An 18,306-nucleotide genomic window follows, 5' to 3' on the forward strand; every position below is an offset into this window, starting at 1 on the left:
CCATCCATGACGACGAACCCGGCCGAGAGGCTCGTCGATCTGCTCGACCTGGAGCAGATCGAGGTCAACATCTTCCGTGGGCGCAGCCCGCACGAGTCCCTGCAGCGGGTCTTCGGCGGCCAGGTGGCCGGCCAGGCGCTGGTCGCCGCGGCGCGCACCACGGACGGCGACCGGCCCGTGCACTCGCTGCACGCGTACTTCCTGCGCCCGGGCAGGCCGGGCGTGCCGATCGTGTACCAGGTCGAACGGGTACGGGACGGCCGGTCGTTCACGACCCGCCGGGTCACCGCCGTGCAACAGGGCCGCACGATCTTCAATCTCACCGCCTCCTTTCATCAGCCTGAGCAAGGGAGCTTCGAGCACCAGCTGCCGCCGGCCCGCAAGGTCCCGGACCCGGAGTCGCTGCAGACCGTCACCGACGAGATCCGGGAACATCTGGGCGCGCTGCCGGAGCAGTTGGAGCGGATGGCGCGGCGTCAGCCCTTCGACATCCGCTATGTGGACCGGCTGCGCTGGACCCCCGAGGAGGTCAAGGACGCCGAGCCGCGCAGCGCGGTGTGGATGCGCGCGGTCGGCCCGCTGGGTGACGACCCGGTCGTGCACACCTGCGCGCTGACCTACGCCAGTGACATGACCCTCCTGGATGCCGTCCGTATCCCGGTCGAGCCCCTGTGGGGCCCGCGGAGCTTCGACATCGCGTCGCTGGACCACGCCATGTGGTTCCACCGGCCGTTCCGCGCGGACGAGTGGTTCCTGTACGACCAGGAGTCGCCGATCGCGACAGGTGGACGGGGTCTCGCCCGTGGGCGGATCTACGACCGGGAGGGACGCCTGCTGGTGTCCGTCGTCCAGGAAGGCCTGTTCAGGGCGCTGTAGCCCGGGGCAGGCTCAGGGCGCCGCAGTCCGGACGGTTCGGCGGCGCAGCCAGCTCAGCAGACCGCGTGACGGCTCCGGCTCCTCAGGCCGGGGCGCACCGATGTGGGCGGGATGCGCCGGCGCCGGAGCCCGACTGGTGGTGGGGCGCGGCGCGGGCCGCTTCTTGCGCGCTTCGTCCAGGACTGCTGTCAGGTCGGCTCGCAGCAGGCTGATCTCGTCCGGGTCGTCCGCCGTCATGAGCTTCTCGGCGATGTGCGCGGCGGGCGATCCGGGTGCTCCGGACGCCGGTGGTCCTGGGCGGAAGCGGTTGAGGTGGGAGCGCTCGTAGGGGTCGGGGACGATTTCCGCGATCTGTACGGGATCGAGGAAGGCGGCCAGCGCGCCCGCCCTCTCCCATGGATCGTCGGCCTGCCGCAGCAGGAAGCCTCGGTGGCGTCCGCGCCAGTTGCGCGGACGGAGATCGACCCCTGCGGCCAGTATGGCGCGCAGCCCTTCGGGCGTGCGTCGGGCCTTCAGCAGGGGGGTGTTCTTCTCGTCGGCGGCGACCTGCTGCAACTCCTCGGCCAGATACAGCCAGACCACGGCCCGGTAGCGGTTGAGGTACCACTTCACCGGCACGACCAGGCCCAGGCGTGCGAGGCGCGTGAACCTGCCGGGGGGCATCTGCATCAGTTCCGCGCCCTCCGTCGTCCCGGTTACCTTCACGCGCTCCAGCAGCGATTCAGGGAACCCCGCGCCCGACCTCAGCCGTTCGACCTCGGAGCGGAGGACGCGGCGGCCCCCGCCTCCTTCGTCGGGCACGGTTCGGATGAGTCCGAGGTGGACGGCGAGGTCCAAGTCGCCTCGCTTCAAACCCAGTTCCCGGGCCGCCCGGCTCGGGGCAAAGGAGAGCTGGTGCGGTGTCGTGATGGTGTCGCCTGACATGGTCGTCTCCCCCGTGGAGTCGGTGGCTCACGCTGTGTGCGCTCGCCGTGACAAAACCGTAGCCGGTTCGCCGATGCTCGGGGCGAGCCTGTGGATAACTCCGCGGGGGACGACGAACCAGCAGGTCAGAGCTCCGTCGTCGGTGCCCGCTCGGGCTGTCGGGCGTCCACGTCGAGATGCTCGCCGACCCGGTTGACGAGCAGGGTCATCTCGTAGGCGATCTGGCCGATGTCGGCCTCGGCGCCACTGAGCACGCACAGACAGCTGCCGGTGCCCGCCGCGGTGACGAACAGCACGGCGTCGTCGAACTCGACCATCGTCTGGCGCACTCTGCCCGCGCCGAAGTGCCGTCCCGAGCCCTTGGCCAGACTGTGCAGTCCGGACGAGACGGCGGCCAGGTGCTCGGCGTCCTCGCGTCGCAGTCCCGTGCTCGCGCCGGTCACCAGGCCGTCGTTGGACAGCACCAACGCATGCCGCACATGATCGACGCGCTCCGTCAGGTCGTCCAAGAGCCAGCCGAGTCCCTGGTTCTGCGCCATGATCCGGTCTCCCCGTGTTGATGTCTCCCCCTGCACCGGAGGAACTCTTCGCCACCCTTCCCGACAATCCGGCCCACGGGCAAGGAGGATGGGGGCATGGCGCAGAAGATGACCGATGAGGAATGGCGTGCGTTCGTCTCGTACGGAACACGCACCGGAAAGCTGTCTACCGTACGAGCCGACGGGAGTCCGCATGTGACGCCGATCTGGTTCGTGCTCGACGGGGACGAGGTGGTGTTCAACACCGGCAGCTCGAGTGTGAAGGGGCGCAATCTGGCCCGTGACGGGCGGGTGGCGCTGTGCGTGGACGACGACCGGCCGCCGTACGCCTTCGTGATACTCCAAGGTCAGGCCAGGATTTCGGAGGATCTCGACGAGCTGCGGTACTGGGCCGGTCGCATCGGGGGGCGGTACATGGGCGAAGAACGCGCGGAGGAGTTCGGGGCCCGCAACGGTGTCCCCGGTGAACTCCTCGTCCGCGTCAAGATCGACAAGGTGCTGGCACAGAAGGGCGTCTCGGACTGAGGGCGCGCCCAACGCCGCTCGGCAGCAGAGGCCGACACGGCTGAAACCGGTCAGCCCACCGAGTCGAGCAGCCGGGCGGTGTGCATCCGCCCGGCGTACTCGACGAGCCGGATCAGCACCTCCTTGCCCGAGTCGCGGTCTCGCGCGTCGCACAGCACCACGGGCGTCCCCGGGTCCAGGTCGAGGGCACGTGAGACGTCGGCGGCGCCGTACGTACGGGCACCCGCGAAGCAGTTGACGGCCACGACGAACGGGATGTGCCGGTGCTCGAAGTAGTCCACGGCGGGGAAGCAGTCCTCCAGGCGCCGGGTGTCCGCGAGGACCACCGCGCCCAGGGCTCCCTGCGACAGCTCGTCCCACAGGAACCAGAAGCGGTCCTGGCCGGGGGTGCCGAAGAGGTAGAGGGACAGGCCGGAGCGGATGGTGATGCGTCCGAAGTCCATGGCGACGGTCGTGGTGACCTTCTGGTCCACGCCGTCGGTGTCGTCCACCGACTGCCCGGCCTCGCTGAGCAGTTCCTCGGTGCGCAGCGGCCGGATCTCACTGACCGCGCCCACCAGGGTGGTCTTCCCCACGCCGAACCCGCCGGCGACAAGTATCTTCAACGCCAGGGCGGTGCTCTCGCCACCGGAGGCGTCGGAGTGCTCTGAGACCATCGATCACTTCTCTCGGGAGTGCCGGCATCGGTCGACGTCGGTGTGCGAAGTCAGCATCATGACAACTGCGGTGGCCCTTTGTGGGATCGGACCGCATTTGGCCGGTTCTGAAATGTCATCTACAACGCCCGCAATCCTTCGATCACCTCGCGCAGAATCCGCTCGTCCGGAAGTTGTGCGGGCGGTACCGGACGGCTGACGGTGACGCGGCCCCGTTCCAGGAGATCGCCGAGGAGGACCCGGACGACCCCCACGGGCAGATCGGCGCCCGCGGCGAGTTCCGCGACCGACTGCGTTTCGGTCCGGCACAGTTCGACGAGGGCCTGGTGTTCCGGCCCGAGCGCGCTGTCGTCGTCGGCTCCGGGTGCGGCGGCGTCCAGCGTGACGAGGGCGATCAGGTCGAACCGTACTCCGGTGGGGCCGGGTCTGGTGCGCCCGCCGGTCATGGCGTACGGGCGCACCAAGGGTCCGGCCTCGTTGTCGTACCACTGACTGCCCTGCTCGCGCGGGGTGTCCGTCGTGTCCTCGGTCATCGTGCTCGGACCGCCCTTCCGCTCATCCCGCGGTGGGTGGCCGAGCGGCGGCGCGCGGCGGCGTGTAGAGGTGCTCGCCGACGCGTTTGACCAGCCGTGCCATCTCGTACGCCACCAGCCCGATGTCAGCGGTCACGGCGGTGAGGACGGCGAGGCAGGAGCCGTCGCCTGCGGCCGCCACGAACAGGAAGGCGTCGTCCATCTCGACCATCGTCTGGCGCACCCCGCCGGCACCGAAGTGCCGTCCCGCGCCCTTGGCCAGGCTGTGGAAGCCGGAGGCGACCGCGGCGAGGTGCTCGGCGTCCTCGCGGCGGAGGTCGGTCGAAGCGCCCACGGCGAGTCCGTCGGTGGACAGCACCACGGCGTGCCGCACCTCACTCACCCTCAGCACGAAGTCGTCCAGCAGCCAGTCGAGTTCACCGGACCTCCCCCACTCTCGGCTTCCCTCGAGCGGGGGGACCCCCACGGCGGCCCTCATGCTCGGATCCTGGATCATGCGAGGTCTCCTTCGCTGCTGTCGCTGCGCGCTGTGGAATCGGGAGTGGCACCGCGCCCGGGCTGCCTGCCGCCGCCGCGTGCCCAGCCGTCGCGATATGCCGCCATGCGGTCCCTGACGAGTTCGGGGGTGCGCCGGTCGTCGTCACGCGAGGGGGTGGTCTCCGGCGATTCCTCGGGGCGGCCCTCCCGCAGCTGGGGGGCGAGGTTCGCCTGCCGTACGCGGCGCGGAAGGTCGTCGGAGGCTTCGGAGTCGTCCGGAGGGCGGTGCAGTCGCAAGGTGGTGACTCCGGGGGGTGGGGTGTCGGTCGTGGTCTTGGCAGCGGGCGGCGCGGGGGCCACCAGGGCGGGCCGGTCGGCGGCCGCGCGGACGGACTCCTGGTGGTGGTCGGCGGCGGGCACGCGCGCGTACTCGCGTTCGGCCGGCTGCTCGTTGGCCGCCTTGCGGCCGGGGGAACGTTCCGGCGTGGCGGTGTGCAGCAGCGCCGTGGGGAGCAGGACGACCGCGGTGGTGCCGCCGTAGGGCGAGGTGCGCAGGTGCACCTTGATGCCGTGCCGGGACGCGAGCCTGCTGACCACGAACAGGCCGAGTCGGTCGCTGTCGAACAGGTCGAGCGCCTCGGACTGTTCGATGCGCCGGTTGGCCTCGGCGAGGCTCTCCTTGCCCATGCCCAGTCCGCGGTCCTCGACCTCGACGGCGTAGCCGTTGCCGACGGGCTCGCCGGTGATGCGCACGCGTGTGTGGGGAGGCGAGAACTGGGCCGCGTTCTCGACGAGTTCGGCCAGGAGGTGGGTGAGGTCCGCGACGGCCGCGCCGATGACGGACGCCTCGGGGAGCTGTCGCACCTCCACGCGCGCGTAGTCCTCGACTTCGGAGACGGCCGCACGGACGACGTTGGTCAGGGAGACGGGCATGCGCCAGGCCCGCCCGGGCGCCGCTCCCGAGAGGATGATCAGGCTCTCGGCGTGGCGTCGCATGCGGGTGGTGAGGTGGTCGAGACGGAAGAGGTCGCTCAGTTCGTTGGGGTCGTCGGAGCGCCGCTCCATGCTGTCCAGCAGGCTCAGTTGGCGGTGCACGAGGACCTGGCTGCGGCGGGCGAGGTTGACGAAGACCCCGGAGATGCCGCTGGCGAGCTCGGCACGCTCCACGGCGGCCCGGAGCGCGGCGCGGTGGACGGTGGCCAGGGCCTCGGCGACCTGACCGGTCTCGTCCTCGGCCGGCGGTCCGGGCGGTGCCTCGGCCCGGACGTCGATCTCCTCGCCGGCCCGCAGTTTCCGCATCGCCTCGGGGAGTTTGCGCCGGGCGATCTCCAGGGCGCTGTTGCGCAGGCTCACCAGCTCGACGACGAGGCCGCGTCCGATGCGTACGGAGATCACGAGGGAGGCGGCGACGGCGGCGAGGCCGAGCAGGACGGCGGCACCGGCCGGGGTGAGCAGCCCGCGGGTGAAGGGGTCGGCGCGATCGGCGACGCCGCGCCCGGCGTCCTGCTCGATCGTCCGCATTCCGGCCTGCACGCGTGCGTGCGCCTTGCTCCAGGTGGCCTCCGGCGCCGCGTCGATCGCCCGTACGCCCGGTCCGGCGGCGAGGGCCTTGTCCTCGACGGCGGCGACCTTCGCGTAAGCGCTGCCGTCGGCGAGGCGCTGCCAGGCCGTGCGTTCCGGGCCGCTCAGATCGGCGACGGCGGACTCGGTGAGGGTACGGCGGGTGTCGACGGCGCCGGTGAACAGGCGCAGCCGCTGTCCGTCGAGGCGCCCGGCGAGGCGTGCGGAGTCCAGCACGACGTCCTCCTGGGCCAACGCCTCGCCGGCGCGGGCGAATTCGAGCAGCACGCGCGCGTCGGAGCCGAGCTCGGCATCCTGGATGCCGGTGAGCGCACCGCCGACCGAGAAGGCGCTCGTGATGGTCTTCGTGTACTGCCCGTACGCCTCGTCCCAGCCCGAGCGGCGGTCGAGGACAGCACTGCGCACGGTGCTCAGCTGCTCGGCGCCGGTGACGAAGGCCTCGAGCCGGCGGGCCACTCCAGCGGGGAGTTCCTCGCCGTCGGCGACCGTGCTGCGACTGTCGAGCCGCAGCCGTGCCACCGCCTTGTCGGTGTCCTGCGCGAGCTTCCTGTAGGTGCCGCTCTGTCCGGTGGACGGGTCGCCCGCGTAGTGCACCGCGGCGGCGCGCTCGGCCTGGAGGGCGGCGACGGCGGCAGCGACAGGCGTCCTGATCCCGGAGTCGACGCGCTGCAGCTGGCGCAGTCTGGAGACGTCCTGAGCGGTGGTGACCGTGGCGTAGGCCCACAGGGCCAGCAGGGAGACGACCGGCACCATCAGCAGACAGACGATCTTGGCGCGGACGGTGCGCGGCCGTATGCGCCAGCGCTCCGCGCGCGTGGGCAGGTCGTCCGGCGCCCCGCCGGTTGGCTCTTCGGGGCCTTCGTCGGCCGGGGGCCCGGCGTGGGCGCGGCGGCCGCGCACGGGGGGCGGCGACGGCGTCTCGCCGCCGGCTGCGGTGGTCCTACGGGGTGTACGCATGGCCTCCTCGCTCGGAAGTGGTTCGGGGGCGTGCCTCGCGGCCGTCCCCGGTCGGACCCGCCGCTAGCCGGTGACGCCCCCGACCGGCCGCTGGGCCGACGCGGATGCCTCGCGTTCTCCCGTGGTGGGCGACAGGGCGACGAAGGCCGAGGTCAGGAAGAGGTAGGACCCGAGGCCGACGGCGAGGGGGAAGATGAACTGCATCGCCGTGGCCCCGGGCAGGACCCCGTCGGAGGGCGCGACGTCCACGCCGACCGCGAACATCCCGGTGTAGTGCATGCTGCTGACCGCCGCACCCATGATCAGGGAGGCGATGGTCACGGCGACGGGCGACTTGATGTTGAGCGCCGCCCACAGGGCCGCGGTCGCCGCGACGACGGCGATCAGGACGGAGAGTCCGACGAGGGTGGGGTCGTAGGTGACGTCGCCGTGGAGTCGTACGGCGGCCATGCCCAGGTAGTGCATGCTCGCGACACCGAGTCCGGTGGTGAGCCCGCCGAGGAGGAGCGCGCGGTTGCGGTCGCGGCTGTATCCGACGGCGAAGACGCCGGCGCAGACGACGGTCATGGCGACGAGGAGGCTCAGGATGGTGAGCGGCACGTCGTAGCGGATGTCGGTGCCGCTGACGCTGAACCCCAGCATGGCCACGAAGTGCATGGTCCAGATGCCGGTGCCGATCGCCGAGGCAGCGGTGACGAGCCAGTTGCGGCGCGAGCGCCCGGTGGCGCCGAGCGCGCGGACGGTGCAGCGCAGCCCCAGCGCGGCGCCGATGCACGCCATCACGTACGACAGCACGGGGGTCAGCCAGCCGAGGGCGGCGTGGTCCAGGTGTCCCATGGCCCCGGGACGCTAGCCGGGGCACGGGCGCACGAAGGGGGCGCATTTCGAAAGCTGTTGGAATATGACGCACAGATGCACCGGAACGATCGCGTCACGCTCGAACGTGTGCACAGCGACGTCATCCGTGCCGGTGAGGGATCATGCGGAACATGAGCGACGACCACACGCATGTGCAGGAGTTCTTCACCGCCCGCGCCGCCGACTGGGACAGCCGGTTCCCCGACGACGGGCCCGCCTACGCGGCGGCGGTCGCCGCGCTCGGGCTGCACGAGGGGGATCGCGTACTCGACGCGGGCTGCGGCACAGGACGCGCCCTGCCGCCGCTGCGTGCCGCCGTGGGGCCCTCGGGAGTGGTCGTCGGGGCCGATCTGACCCCGGCGATGCTGGAGGCCGCCGTACGGGCCGGGCGCGACCGGGACGGGCAGTTGCTGCTCGCCGACGTCTCCGCACTGCCGTTGCGGTCGGAGTCGCTCGACGCCGTGTTCGCGGCCGGCCTCATCGCGCATCTGCCACGTCCGGCGGCGAACCTGCGGGAGTTGGCCCGTGCGGTGCGCCCGGGCGGCATGCTCGCACTGTTCCACCCGATCGGCAGGGCGGCGCTCGCGGCTCGCCAGGGCCGCCGGATCACGCCGGACGACCTGCGGGCGGAACCGAATCTCCGGCCGCTGCTGGCGGGTTCCGGGTGGCGCATGACGTCGTACGTCGACGAGGACGACCGCTTCCTGGCGCTGGCCGTACGGGAATCCTGATACCTCAGCCCTGCCCGGCGACGGCCGCCACGAAGGCATCGGGATTGTCGAACATGACGTTGTGACCGGCGCCGGGCACGGTCACCACGCGCACACCGGCGGCCTCCAGAGCCTTCCTGCCCGGGAGTTCACCGCTGAGCTCGCCCTGAAGGAACACGCGGTCGATCGGCAGGGCCGCGAGGATGTCGCGCATGATCGGCTCGGAACCGCGCCGCAGCCACGTGGCGCTGCGGTGCAGGGCGCGCGGATCGGCCAACCGCATGGTCGCCGCCCACAAGGGCCCGACTGCTTCCAGCACGCGCGCGTGCGCGCCGCCCGCGAACTCCTCCTCGTCGTACGCCGTGATCCATGCGCTCCCGGCGGCAGGCGGAGGCGACGCGTCGAGGTTGGCCTCGGTGAGGACCAGCCTGGAGACGAGGTCGGGCCGACGGTGGGCGAGCACGATGGCCACGGAACCACCCATGCTGTGCGCGATCAGTTCCGCCCCGGTCAGACCTGCCGCGTCCACGGCGGCCGCGAGGGCGTCGGCGTGGTCCTCCAGCCGGTAGGCGAAGTCCTCGGGCCGGTCGCTGATGCCGTGCCCCGGCAGATCGACGAACAGGCTGTGCCGGCCTGCGACTTCCGGCCGGGCCGCGATGTGGGCGTGGTACACGGAGGAGACCGACCCCAGTCCGTGCACGTACACGCGCGCGGGCCCCTCCCCCGGCGTCTCCGTCCAGCGGATGCAGTTGCCCTTGCCGTCGAACTCGGCCTGCCTCATCGCGTCCTCCTTGGAGCTTCGGTCGGCGGACGCCCACTCTATACCTCGGTGTCGATGTATAGAAGAAGCGATGTATGACGCTCCCGATATATAGCGGCCCTGAGGAACAATGGGGGCATGCTGGAGCTCGCCATCCTCGGATTCCTCTACGACACCCCGCTCCACGGCTATGAGCTGCGCAAACGCATCGCCGCCCTGACGGGGCACGTGAAGCCGGTCGCGGAGAGCACGCTGTACCCCGCGATCAAGCGGCTGGAGAAGGGGGGCCTGCTGGCCCGCGCCACCGAGCCCGGATCAGTGGCCGCTCCGCGTCACGTCCTGACGCTCACGGAAGCAGGACGACGGGAACTGCGCCGCCGGCTGGCCGAGCCCGACCCGCGCGACATCAGCGACGAGAACCGCTGGTTCACGGTGCTCGCCTTCCTGCGCCACCTGGACGACGCGGCCGCCCAGAGCGCGGTACTGCGGCGTCGGCTGGCCTTCCTCGAAGAGCCCGCGAGCTTCTTCTACGACGGTGACCGGCCGCTGCGCGCGGAGGAACTCGACGATCCCTTCCGGCGCGGCATCCTGACCATCGCTCGGGCCACGTCCCGGGCGGAACTCGCCTGGCTGCGCCAGACGATCACCTCGCTCGGCGGCTGAGCGGTCGACGTGCCGCTCGTGACAGCCCCGTACGCCGGATCCGTGCGAGCCGCTCGACGGGCTCGGGCGCGCCGTCCCCCTTCTGCTCCCGAGCCTTCAACTCTACGTTGAATAGTGGAAGATGGATGATCAGTAAGGTCAGCCAAGCAGGGGGAAGGTGGTCAGCATGTGGGCCAGGGTACGCAAGTCGGGTGCGGGATTCTTTGGTTCCCCGCGCCCGGAGGCGGACACCGGCAAGGACAGGCGCACGCACAACCTGTTCGAGGCCGCCGCCGTGTATGTGTCGGCCCGCGCGGAGGACGACCAGGAGCAGATCGACGAGGCCGCCGGCTGGGTCTCTCCGGAGGCGCTCTCGTTCGGGGTGAGCGAGCTGGCGTGCCGGGCGGTCATCGCGCTCGCCCGGGAGCGTGGCGAGTCGCCGCAGACCGTCGCCCGGTCCCTCCTCGGGCTCCCGGCGGCCTGATCCCGGGGCCAATCGCGGTCGATTCGCCCCGTCCAGTCGGAAAACTGCAGCTCCGGGTGCGTCTGGGAGTCGTGACAAGCGGCTTCCGGTCGCACTAGGGTGCGCGCCGATGGACGAACCGATGGGGAGGCTGGGATGGCCGGGACGGACGAGGAGGCCGTCGCCGCCGCGGACGATGCGCTCTATGTGCTGACGGCGGTGCTGCTGACGCCGGCGAAGTTCCCGAGCGTGCTGGGCGACGACTATCCGGAGGCCTGCGCGGCGCTCGGCCTCGCGCCACTCGCCGACGGGTACGGCCTGGTACTCGGCCAGGACAGCGACGGCGCCCGATGGACGGTCGTCATCGACGACGTGTCCCTGGTCGCCGTCGCCATCGCGTCCTGGGACTGCGGCATGGAGTACGACCTGTCACCCGACGAACGTACGGTCGTGGCCGCGCTGCCCGGGTGGCCCCTCGCCGTGGCCGTCGCCGCGCCCAATGTCCCCGCGCCGCACGATCCCGGCCCCGAGGTCGCGGACGGCCCGCCACTGGCACCGCCGGACACGACCGTGTGGGGCCCGGCTCAGCGTCGCCTGGGCGCCGACGAGATCGCCCTGCAGTGGGCGATCTGGCGGGAGCAGCTCGACGACGCCGACTTCGCGACGCCGGGTGGCGGGTCGGACGCCGTCGGCGGCACGGACGGGGGTGACGGCGCGGGCGAGGGGGACGAGGGCGAGAAGGCCGGGAACCAAGGAGGCCACAGCGGCATCCGGCGGGTCCTCGCCGAGGCACGCGCCTACGTGGAGTCCCCGCCACCGCTCGGCCGCGTCCGGTCGTCCTTCGCCACGGGTGACGCGCGGACCCTGCGCGCGGACGGCCCCGGCTGGTCGCTCGTCGCCAGAACGGACGACATCGCGTTCGTGCTCCTCGACGACGAACCCGGCGAGGTCCTGCCGGTGGGCCGCGGACCCGAGCTGCCCGGACTGCTGGAAGCGCTCGACAAAATGGCCGTACGGCCGAGCTGAGCCGCACACCGGGAGACCTGGCCGCCGGTCTCCCGGGGCCTGACCCGGGAGACCGACCGCCGATGCACACCGCTGCCGCGTCCGGCATGCCTGCCATGCGCGGAGCGGGCCGGCACTCCCGGGCGCGGAAAGGGTGCGCGGGGGAAGGGGCGCGCGGGGGAAGGCCCCGGGGAACAACGCTCAGGCGATGACCTGTCGTGGGGCCCCACGAGGCGACGGCATCCGATGTGGCCCCAACCCATGGAAGGCGCGGACCGAGACCCGCACGATGAGGCAGCCCTCACAGCTCCGTTCTCTGCCCTGTGCTCCGTCTCCCGCCTTCCAGGAGGCCGTCATGCGCCTGTCCCGAGGTGTCCCGTTCGTCGCCGCCACGTTGCTGGCCGGTGCCCTCAGTTGGCCGACTCCCGCAGCGGCCATGTCAGTCGGTCAGCAGCACTGCGCCCGCCAGGAGCGGGTGCGGGTACCGGGTGCGGCCCTCCAGCAGAGCGCCTGTCTCACGGATCTGACCACGGCGGGACTCGCCGGCACGCCCTACACCGACATGGCCGATCAGGCCGGGCTGACAGCCCGGGGCACCCGGACACCGGCCGGCGTTCCCGGCCTGCAGGTCGACGGCTACTTCCCGGACTCCTCCGGCTTCAATGCCACGCACGGCCTGCACCACGACGCCCAGTTCGTGATCCGGCTGCCGGACCGCTGGAACGGCGGACTGGTTGTCACCGGCGCCCCTGGCACCCGTAGGCAGTACGCGACGGACACGGCGATCTCCGACCACGTGCTCGCCCTCGGGTACGCCTACGCCGCGACCGACAAGGGGAACAACGGCGCCGACTTCTACCGTGACGGAAAGCGCCCCGGCGACGCGGTCGCCGAGTGGAACGAGCGGACCACCGAACTCACCCGGGCCGCCCGCAAGGCGGTGGCCCAGCGCTACGGGCACGCTCCCCGCCGCACGTACATGACCGGGATTTCCAACGGCGGCTATCTCACCCGTTGGCAGCTGGAGAACCATCCCGAGCTGTACGACGGCGGTGTGGACTGGGAGGGCGCGCTGTGGACCGCGAACGGTCCGAACCTCCTCACCTCCTTGCCCACCGCGGTGGCACGCATACTCGGCTCCGCGCGGGACGAGGACCTGTACACGGTCGGTTTCGCACGCGGCTCCGAGTTTCTGTGGCCGTACCATGAGCAGGCCTACTGGGGAGTCACGCAGAAGATCTACCGCGCGGAGTTCGACCCGGCCTACGACACCGGCTGTCCCGGCCCGTCCGCAGGGACCACACCGGCACAGATCCTGGCACCGTGCGCGTCCGACGCCACGTACGACTACGCGTCGCGTCCGGTGTCCGTCCGGCGCGCGGTGGCCCGCGTCGCGCTGACCGGGCGCATCGGCAGACCGCTGATCACCCTGCACGGCGATCTGGACGCGCTGCTGCCGAAGGCCGCCGACTCGGACGTGTACGCGCGCATGATCGACGCGAGCGGACGGGGCTCCCTGCATCGCTACTTCACGATCGCGGGCGGCACCCACGTCGACGGGCTGTACGACACCCACCCGGACCGGCTCCGGCCGGTCCTGCCCTGCTACCGATCGGCGTTCGACACGCTGGTGTCATGGGTGGAGCGCGGCACTCGACCGCCCGCGGACCATACCGTCGGCAGGCCCGCGAACGGCGATGTGGTCAACTCCTGCGCGCTGTCCGCCCCGGTCGCACCAGCTGCCAGGTGATCGTCAGCGGCCGAGTTCCTTGCGGGTGACGCGGCGCAGCCTGCGCCGCTGTGACGGGTCGAGCGTGAGGTAGGCGGCGGCCGGGACTCCCAGGACTATCAGGAGCGCGGCCCACCAGGGCAGCCAGATCAGCAGGATGAGGCCTGCCGCCACACCTCCCGCGGCGATCTTCGCGTTCTTCGACATGTGCGTCGCCTCCTTCGCGGCCACTGCCGCTCTCTGACCTGAGAACGGGTCCGCGCTGCCGACGGTTCCAGCCCGGACCCTGAGACGACCCTGAGGTGCGGCCCCTACTGGTCACGGAGACCCGGTGGCGGACGATGGGTGATGGATGCCACGGGCTCCGCACAGGGGAGATACCCCGGCCACCGATGAGTGACTCAAGTCACCACACGAAAATGCCGGGTGCGCCGCCGCAGTGCTGTACCCTCGGCCACTCGTCGCAAGTGGTCAAATTTGAGGAGTGTTGCAGAGCTGTGCCGAGGCTTTCCGAGGCAACACCGTCCGAGATCTCCGAACTGGCATCCTGCTGCGCCGTTTTCGTGCCCGGCGATCCGGCCCGTACCGGCCGGATCGCCTTCTGGCGGGCCGATGGCGACGCCGCTCCGCTCGTTGCATCCGGGTCCGCCGAGGACCTTTCCGTCGCCCTGCCCGTCGAGGACGGTGTCGGGCGGGTGAGTGTGCCGGCCGTCGTGCTGCCGGTACGTGCCGCCCTGCCCGTGCTCACACGCGCGCGTGCCTACGCGCAGGGGCACCGGGCGGCCGCCTTCTGGGGCGCCGCCGCGGTGCTGGCCCTGCAACTCGTGGCACGCGGGCTGCTGTTGCCCGGCCTCTCCGCGAACGATCACGACGCATGGCGGGCCGGTCCGCTGCGACCCGAGGACGTCGAACACATCCGCGCCCTTGCCGCCGCCATGCCGCCGGAAGCGCACGCCGTACCGCTGGACGACGTCCAGCCGCTGAGGCTGCCGGACCCGGAGAAGCTGCTGCGGGCCTTCCTGGACGCGGTCGCCGATACGCTGCCCCGCTCCCCCGCTGCGGCGCTCGTGACGGGCGCTCCCGCCTATGCGGCACAGGAGCCGCAGCACGTGCCCGAACAACGCGCATGGGCCGCGGATGTCGCCGCCGGCCACGACGCGGGGGTACGGCTCTCCCTGCGGCTCGAGGTCCCCGGCCTCGCGGCGGCTCGGCAGGATGACGCGGCGCTGTCGTTCCGGGCCGTGCTGCAGGTGCACAGCGTGAGTGATCCGACGCTGGTCGCGGATGCCGGCGATGTGTGGGCAGGATCCGGCGCCTTCGGCCCACGCGCGCGGATGGACGCCCTGCTGGCGCTTCGCCGGGCCGCGCGTGCCTGGAGTCCTCTTGCGCCGTTGCTCTCGGCGGCCGTGCCGGATGCCGTGGAACTCGCCGACGAGGAGGTGACGGACCTCCTCGGAAAGGGCGCTCGGACACTCGCCGGGGCGGGCGTCGACGTCCACTGGCCCAAGGAACTCGCTCGCGAACTGACCGCCCGCGCGGTGATCGGTCCGCCGGACGACGACCCGGAGCCCGGCGGGACCTCCTCGGACGTGCCGTCGTTCCTGTCCGCCGACGCGCTGCTCGCGTTCGACTGGTGGTTCGCCCTGGGCGACCAGCGGCTCACCCGTGAGGAGCTGGACCGTCTCGCGGAATCCAACCGCCCGGTGGTGCGGCTGCGCGACCAGTGGGTCCTCGTCGATCCTCGGGAGGTGCGCCGCGCCCGCGCGCAGCGGGACCACAAGGTGACGCCCATGGACGCGCTCGGCGCCGCCCTGACGGGCTCCACCGAGGTCGACGGCCGCCAGGTCGAGGTACGCCCCACGGGGTGGTTGGCGACAGTGCGCGAGCGGCTCGCAGACCCCGAGGGGCAGGAGCCGGTGGACCAGCCCGCCGCGCTCGCGGCCACGCTGCGGGACTATCAGCGGCGGGGCCTGAGTTGGCTGGCCCGGATGACCTCCCTGGGCCTGGGCTGCTGTCTGGCGGACGACATGGGGCTCGGCAAGACGATCACACTCATCGCGCTGCATCTGCACCGGCAGTCCGACGCCGCGTCCGCCGGTCCGACGCTGGTGGTGTGTCCGACGTCCCTGATGGGCAACTGGCAGCGTGAGATCGAGAAGTTCGCACCCGGCACGCGCGTGCGTCGCTTTCACGGGTCGCGGCGCGACCTGGACGCAGTGGCGGACGGGGAGTTCGTGCTGACCACGTACGGCACGATGCGCCTGGACGCGCGCCGACTCGCCGAGGTGCCGTGGGGCATGGTCGTGGCGGACGAGGCCCAGCACGTGAAGAACCCGTACTCGGCGACCGCGCGGGAGCTGCGCTCCATCGGGGCACGCGCGCGCGTGGCGCTCACCGGCACCCCGGTCGAGAACAACCTGTCGGAGCTGTGGGCGATCCTCGACTGGACGACGCCCGGCCTGCTGGGCAGGCTCGGCACCTTCCGCACCCGCTACGCGCAGGCCGTCGAGGGCGGTCGCGACCCGGCCGCCGCCGACCGCCTCGCCCGGCTCGTGCGACCGTTCCTGCTGCGCCGTCGCAAGTCGGACCCGGGGATCGCGCCGGAACTGCCGCCCAAGACGGAGACCGATCGCGCCGTGTCGCTCACCGCGGAACAGGCGGGGCTGTACGAGGCCGTGGTCCGCGAGACGCTCGCGGAGATCTCCGGCGCCGACAGCATGGCGCGGCGGGGCCTCATCGTGAAACTCCTGACGGGCCTGAAGCAGATCTGCAACCACCCCGCCCAGTTCCTCAAGGAGGAGCGGCCGAGGACCGCCGGACGCTCGGGGAAGCTGGAGCTGCTGGACGAGCTGCTCGACACCATCCTCTCCGAGGGGGCGAGCGTGCTCGTCTTCACGCAGTTCGTGCGCATGGGACGCCTCGTCGAACAGCATCTGGCGGCCCGCGGCGTACCCTCGCAGTTCCTGCACGGCGGAACACCCGTGGCCGAGCGCGAGGCCCTGGTGCGGCGCTTCCAGGACGGTGAAGTGCCCGTTTTCCTGCTGTCGTTGAAGGCCGCGGGCACCGGCCTGAACCTCACCCGCGCCGAACACGTCGTGCACTACGACCGCTGGTGGAACCCCGCCGTCGAGGCGCAGGCCACGGATCGCGCCTACCGCATCGGCCAGACCCGGCCCGTGCAGGTGCACCGGCTGATCGCCGAGGGAACCATCGAGGACCGCATCGCCGACATGCTGAGCCGCAAGCGGGAGTTGGCCGATGCGGTCCTCGGCGCCGGCGAGGCGGCGCTGACCGAGCTGACGGACGCGGAACTGACCGAGCTGGTGCAACTGCGAGGGGACGCGCGATGACTCGACACGACGGCGACACGGAGCGCACGTTCGCCGCGCTGCCGCCCGCGCACGGGCGGGGTTTCGCGCAGACGTGGTGGGGCCAGGCCTGGCAGAGGGCTCTGGAGGAGACGGCGCTGGACTCGCAGCAGCTGAAGGCCGGCCGCAGGCTCGCGCGCGCGGGAGCGGTCGGTGCGGTGTCGGTGCGTCCTGGGCGCATCACAGCCGTCGTGCAGGGCCGCGACCGTACGGCGTACCGGGCCGACGTGCTGCTGGAGGAGCTGCCCGCGCAGCAGTGGGACCGCTTCCTGGACATGACCGTCGAGCGGTCGGGGCATGTCGCGGCGTTGCTGGACCGCGACATGCCGCCGCACCTGGTGGAGGACGCGGCCGCCACGGGCATCGAGCTGCTGCCGGGCATGGGCGATCTGGAGCCGGAGTGCGGCTGCGGTGCCTGGGACCACTGTGGGCACACAGCAGCCCTGTGCTACCAGGTCGCACGACTCCTGGACCAGGATCCCTTCGTCCTGCTGTTGATGCGCGGACGGGGCGAACGCGACCTGCTGGACGACCTCCAGGCCCGCAGCGCCGCACCCACCGGCATACCGTCCGGCCCGTCCGGCCCGTCCGGCCCGCCTGGCCCGTCCGCTTCGTCCGAGCCGGACGGCGTGGATGCCGCCGAGGCGTACGCAACCGGCGACATTCTGCCGCCGCTGCCTGCGCTGCCCGAGCTGCCCGCCGAGCCGGGAGCGCCGCCGTCCCTCGACACCGAGACGTCTCCCGCCGCCGGCGTCGACCCGGCCGCTCTGGAGTTCCTGGCTGCCCGGACAGCCGCGGAGGCGCACCGCATGCTCGTGGAGGCTCTGCGGACGGGTCCCGAGCAGCGGGTCGCGGATGCAGAGTTGACGTTCGCCCAGGACACGGTGCGCCTCGCCGCCGGCTCCCCCGCCGAGGACGTGGCGGAGCGGCTGGCCGACGGGTCGGAGCGTGGCCGGGAGGGGCTGGCGACGGCGGTACGCGCGTGGCGCTTGGGGGGCGTCGCTGCGGTGTCCGTGCTCGACGAGGACTGGACCGTCGAGGGCGAAGCGCTCGCACGCGCGCGTGCCGCCCTGGAGTCGGCCTGGGACGAGGACGAACAGCCGCCGCTGCGGGCCGAGGGCAACCGCTGGACCGTCGTCGGTGCGCCGAGCCAGCTGCGCCTGGGGCGCGACGGCCGCTGGTGGCCGTACCGCGAGGAGCACGGCCGCTGGGTTCCCGCCGGCGGCCCTGCGCAGGATCCGGCGACTGCGCTGGCCTCGGCGCAGCTCGCGCCCGAGGACGGGGCGCCGTAGGACGATCCGGCCAACTGCTGCCGCCCCCTCGCGGCCACCTCGCCCGGCGGGCGGGCGTGGCCGCCGGGTGGGCATGTCGGCCCGCTACGGCGCCAGGAGACCGCACTTCTTCACCGTCTACCCGCCCGACCTGGCGTGATCACGGCAGCCCGCCCTCCAGCGACGGAATCAGCGACTCGAGACCGCTCGGAAAGCCGCTGGGCAGCTCGGTGGGGAACCCCGACGGCAGTGACGTCGGCAAGTCGCTCGGCAGCTTGCTGGGGAGCTGTGTCGGGATGCTGAAGGAGGGCTTGGGCGAGCCGCTGGTGCTGCTCCCGGCCGGCGGATTCCCGTCGCGCGGGTCGTCGCTCCCGGAGGCCATCAGAACCACCGTCACGACGGCTCCAACGGTCACGATCACGGCGAGCAGGA

19 protein-coding genes are annotated in these 18,306 nt (G+C 71.9%); 9 read left to right on the top strand and 10 right to left on the bottom strand.

What is annotated here, in order from left to right:
• Nucleotides 1-6: 6 nt before the first annotated feature.
• The gene (gene tesB / locus ACIBU0_RS28720; RefSeq protein ID WP_398824070.1) at nt 7-876 is read left to right on the top strand and encodes an acyl-CoA thioesterase II; all 870 of its coding nucleotides are present in this window, start codon (nt 7-9) and stop codon (nt 874-876) included.
• Between the two features lie 12 nt (nt 877-888).
• Here the strand turns inward: tesB and ACIBU0_RS28725 are convergent, their stop codons facing one another.
• Both ACIBU0_RS28725 and ACIBU0_RS28730 read right to left on the bottom strand, forming a co-directional pair.
• Entirely contained in the window at nt 889-1,800 is a 912-nt protein-coding gene (locus ACIBU0_RS28725; protein WP_398824073.1) for a DUF6397 family protein, read from the bottom strand.
• 125 nt (nt 1,801-1,925) lie between these two features.
• Complete coding sequence (locus ACIBU0_RS28730) at nt 1,926-2,339, bottom strand: roadblock/LC7 domain-containing protein (RefSeq protein WP_398824076.1); 414 nt, start codon at nt 2,337-2,339, stop codon at nt 1,926-1,928.
• Nucleotides 2,340-2,435: 96 nt separating this feature from the next.
• Between ACIBU0_RS28730 and ACIBU0_RS28735 the strand changes: the two genes are divergently transcribed.
• Nucleotides 2,436-2,864 (top strand): PPOX class F420-dependent oxidoreductase, encoded by a 429-nt coding sequence (locus ACIBU0_RS28735; RefSeq protein WP_398824079.1) that lies wholly within the window; start codon nt 2,436-2,438, stop codon nt 2,862-2,864.
• Between the two features lie 50 nt (nt 2,865-2,914).
• On the opposite strand, the gene ACIBU0_RS28740 is transcribed toward ACIBU0_RS28735, so the two are convergent.
• The 5 genes from ACIBU0_RS28740 to ACIBU0_RS28760 all read right to left on the bottom strand — a co-directional run bounded on the left by ACIBU0_RS28740 (nt 2,915) and on the right by ACIBU0_RS28760 (nt 7,905).
• Complete coding sequence (locus ACIBU0_RS28740) at nt 2,915-3,520, bottom strand: GTP-binding protein (RefSeq protein ID WP_398824082.1); 606 nt, start codon at nt 3,518-3,520, stop codon at nt 2,915-2,917.
• Nucleotides 3,521-3,639: 119 nt separating this feature from the next.
• Nucleotides 3,640-4,053, bottom strand: coding sequence for a DUF742 domain-containing protein (locus ACIBU0_RS28745; protein ID WP_398824085.1), 414 nt, complete (start codon nt 4,051-4,053; stop codon nt 3,640-3,642).
• Nucleotides 4,054-4,075: 22 nt separating this feature from the next.
• The gene (locus tag ACIBU0_RS28750) at nt 4,076-4,549 is read right to left on the bottom strand and encodes a roadblock/LC7 domain-containing protein (RefSeq protein WP_398824088.1); all 474 of its coding nucleotides are present in this window, start codon (nt 4,547-4,549) and stop codon (nt 4,076-4,078) included.
• Nucleotides 4,546-7,068: a nitrate- and nitrite sensing domain-containing protein gene (locus ACIBU0_RS28755; protein ID WP_398824091.1), complete on the bottom strand. Its 2,523-nt coding sequence runs from the start codon at nt 7,066-7,068 to the stop codon at nt 4,546-4,548. Before ACIBU0_RS28755 ends, ACIBU0_RS28750 begins: the two co-directional genes overlap by 4 nt.
• A 63-nt stretch (nt 7,069-7,131) precedes the next feature.
• Nucleotides 7,132-7,905: an MHYT domain-containing protein gene (locus ACIBU0_RS28760; protein WP_398824094.1), complete on the bottom strand. Its 774-nt coding sequence runs from the start codon at nt 7,903-7,905 to the stop codon at nt 7,132-7,134.
• 152 nt (nt 7,906-8,057) lie between these two features.
• Here ACIBU0_RS28760 and ACIBU0_RS28765 point away from each other — a divergent pair, with 152 nt between their 5' ends.
• The gene (locus tag ACIBU0_RS28765; protein WP_398824097.1) at nt 8,058-8,657 is read left to right on the top strand and encodes a class I SAM-dependent methyltransferase; all 600 of its coding nucleotides are present in this window, start codon (nt 8,058-8,060) and stop codon (nt 8,655-8,657) included.
• A 4-nt stretch (nt 8,658-8,661) separates the two neighbouring features.
• Here ACIBU0_RS28765 and ACIBU0_RS28770 read toward each other — a convergent pair whose 3' ends face one another.
• Nucleotides 8,662-9,417 carry an alpha/beta fold hydrolase gene (locus tag ACIBU0_RS28770; RefSeq protein ID WP_398824100.1) on the bottom strand — a complete coding sequence of 252 codons (756 nt, stop codon included), beginning with the start codon at nt 9,415-9,417 and terminating at the stop codon, nt 8,662-8,664.
• 117 nt (nt 9,418-9,534) lie between these two features.
• On the opposite strand from ACIBU0_RS28770, the gene ACIBU0_RS28775 reads away from it, so the two are divergent.
• From ACIBU0_RS28775 to ACIBU0_RS28790, 4 genes are all read left to right on the top strand, one after another.
• On the top strand, nt 9,535-10,059 hold the full coding sequence (locus ACIBU0_RS28775) for a PadR family transcriptional regulator (RefSeq protein ID WP_398824103.1): 525 nt from the start codon (nt 9,535-9,537) through the stop codon (nt 10,057-10,059).
• Nucleotides 10,060-10,225: 166 nt separating this feature from the next.
• Nucleotides 10,226-10,522: a hypothetical protein gene (locus tag ACIBU0_RS28780; protein WP_398824106.1), complete on the top strand. Its 297-nt coding sequence runs from the start codon at nt 10,226-10,228 to the stop codon at nt 10,520-10,522.
• A gap of 135 nt (nt 10,523-10,657) precedes the next feature.
• A complete protein-coding gene (locus ACIBU0_RS28785; RefSeq protein WP_398824109.1) occupies nt 10,658-11,527 on the top strand; it encodes a hypothetical protein in 870 nt (289 codons plus the stop codon).
• A 334-nt stretch (nt 11,528-11,861) separates the two neighbouring features.
• Entirely contained in the window at nt 11,862-13,256 is a 1,395-nt protein-coding gene (locus ACIBU0_RS28790; RefSeq protein WP_398824112.1) for a tannase/feruloyl esterase family alpha/beta hydrolase, read from the top strand.
• Nucleotides 13,257-13,259: 3 nt separating this feature from the next.
• Here the strand turns inward: ACIBU0_RS28790 and ACIBU0_RS28795 are convergent, their stop codons facing one another.
• Entirely contained in the window at nt 13,260-13,442 is a 183-nt protein-coding gene (locus tag ACIBU0_RS28795; RefSeq protein WP_086731275.1) for a hypothetical protein, read from the bottom strand.
• A gap of 290 nt (nt 13,443-13,732) precedes the next feature.
• Between ACIBU0_RS28795 and ACIBU0_RS28800 the strand changes: the two genes are divergently transcribed.
• Both ACIBU0_RS28800 and ACIBU0_RS28805 read left to right on the top strand, forming a co-directional pair.
• Entirely contained in the window at nt 13,733-16,585 is a 2,853-nt protein-coding gene (locus ACIBU0_RS28800) for an SNF2-related protein (protein ID WP_398824116.1), read from the top strand.
• Entirely contained in the window at nt 16,582-17,895 is a 1,314-nt protein-coding gene (locus ACIBU0_RS28805) for an SWF or SNF family helicase (RefSeq protein WP_398824119.1), read from the top strand. Before ACIBU0_RS28800 ends, ACIBU0_RS28805 begins: the two co-directional genes overlap by 4 nt.
• Before the next feature lie 139 nt (nt 17,896-18,034).
• Here the strand turns inward: ACIBU0_RS28805 and ACIBU0_RS28810 are convergent, their stop codons facing one another.
• Complete coding sequence (locus tag ACIBU0_RS28810) at nt 18,035-18,295, bottom strand: hypothetical protein (protein ID WP_398824122.1); 261 nt, start codon at nt 18,293-18,295, stop codon at nt 18,035-18,037.
• Between the last annotated feature and the right edge of the window lie 11 nt (nt 18,296-18,306).

This window comes from Streptomyces sp. NPDC049627, assembly GCF_044465645.1.
Classification (GTDB): domain Bacteria; phylum Actinomycetota; class Actinomycetes; order Streptomycetales; family Streptomycetaceae; genus Streptomyces.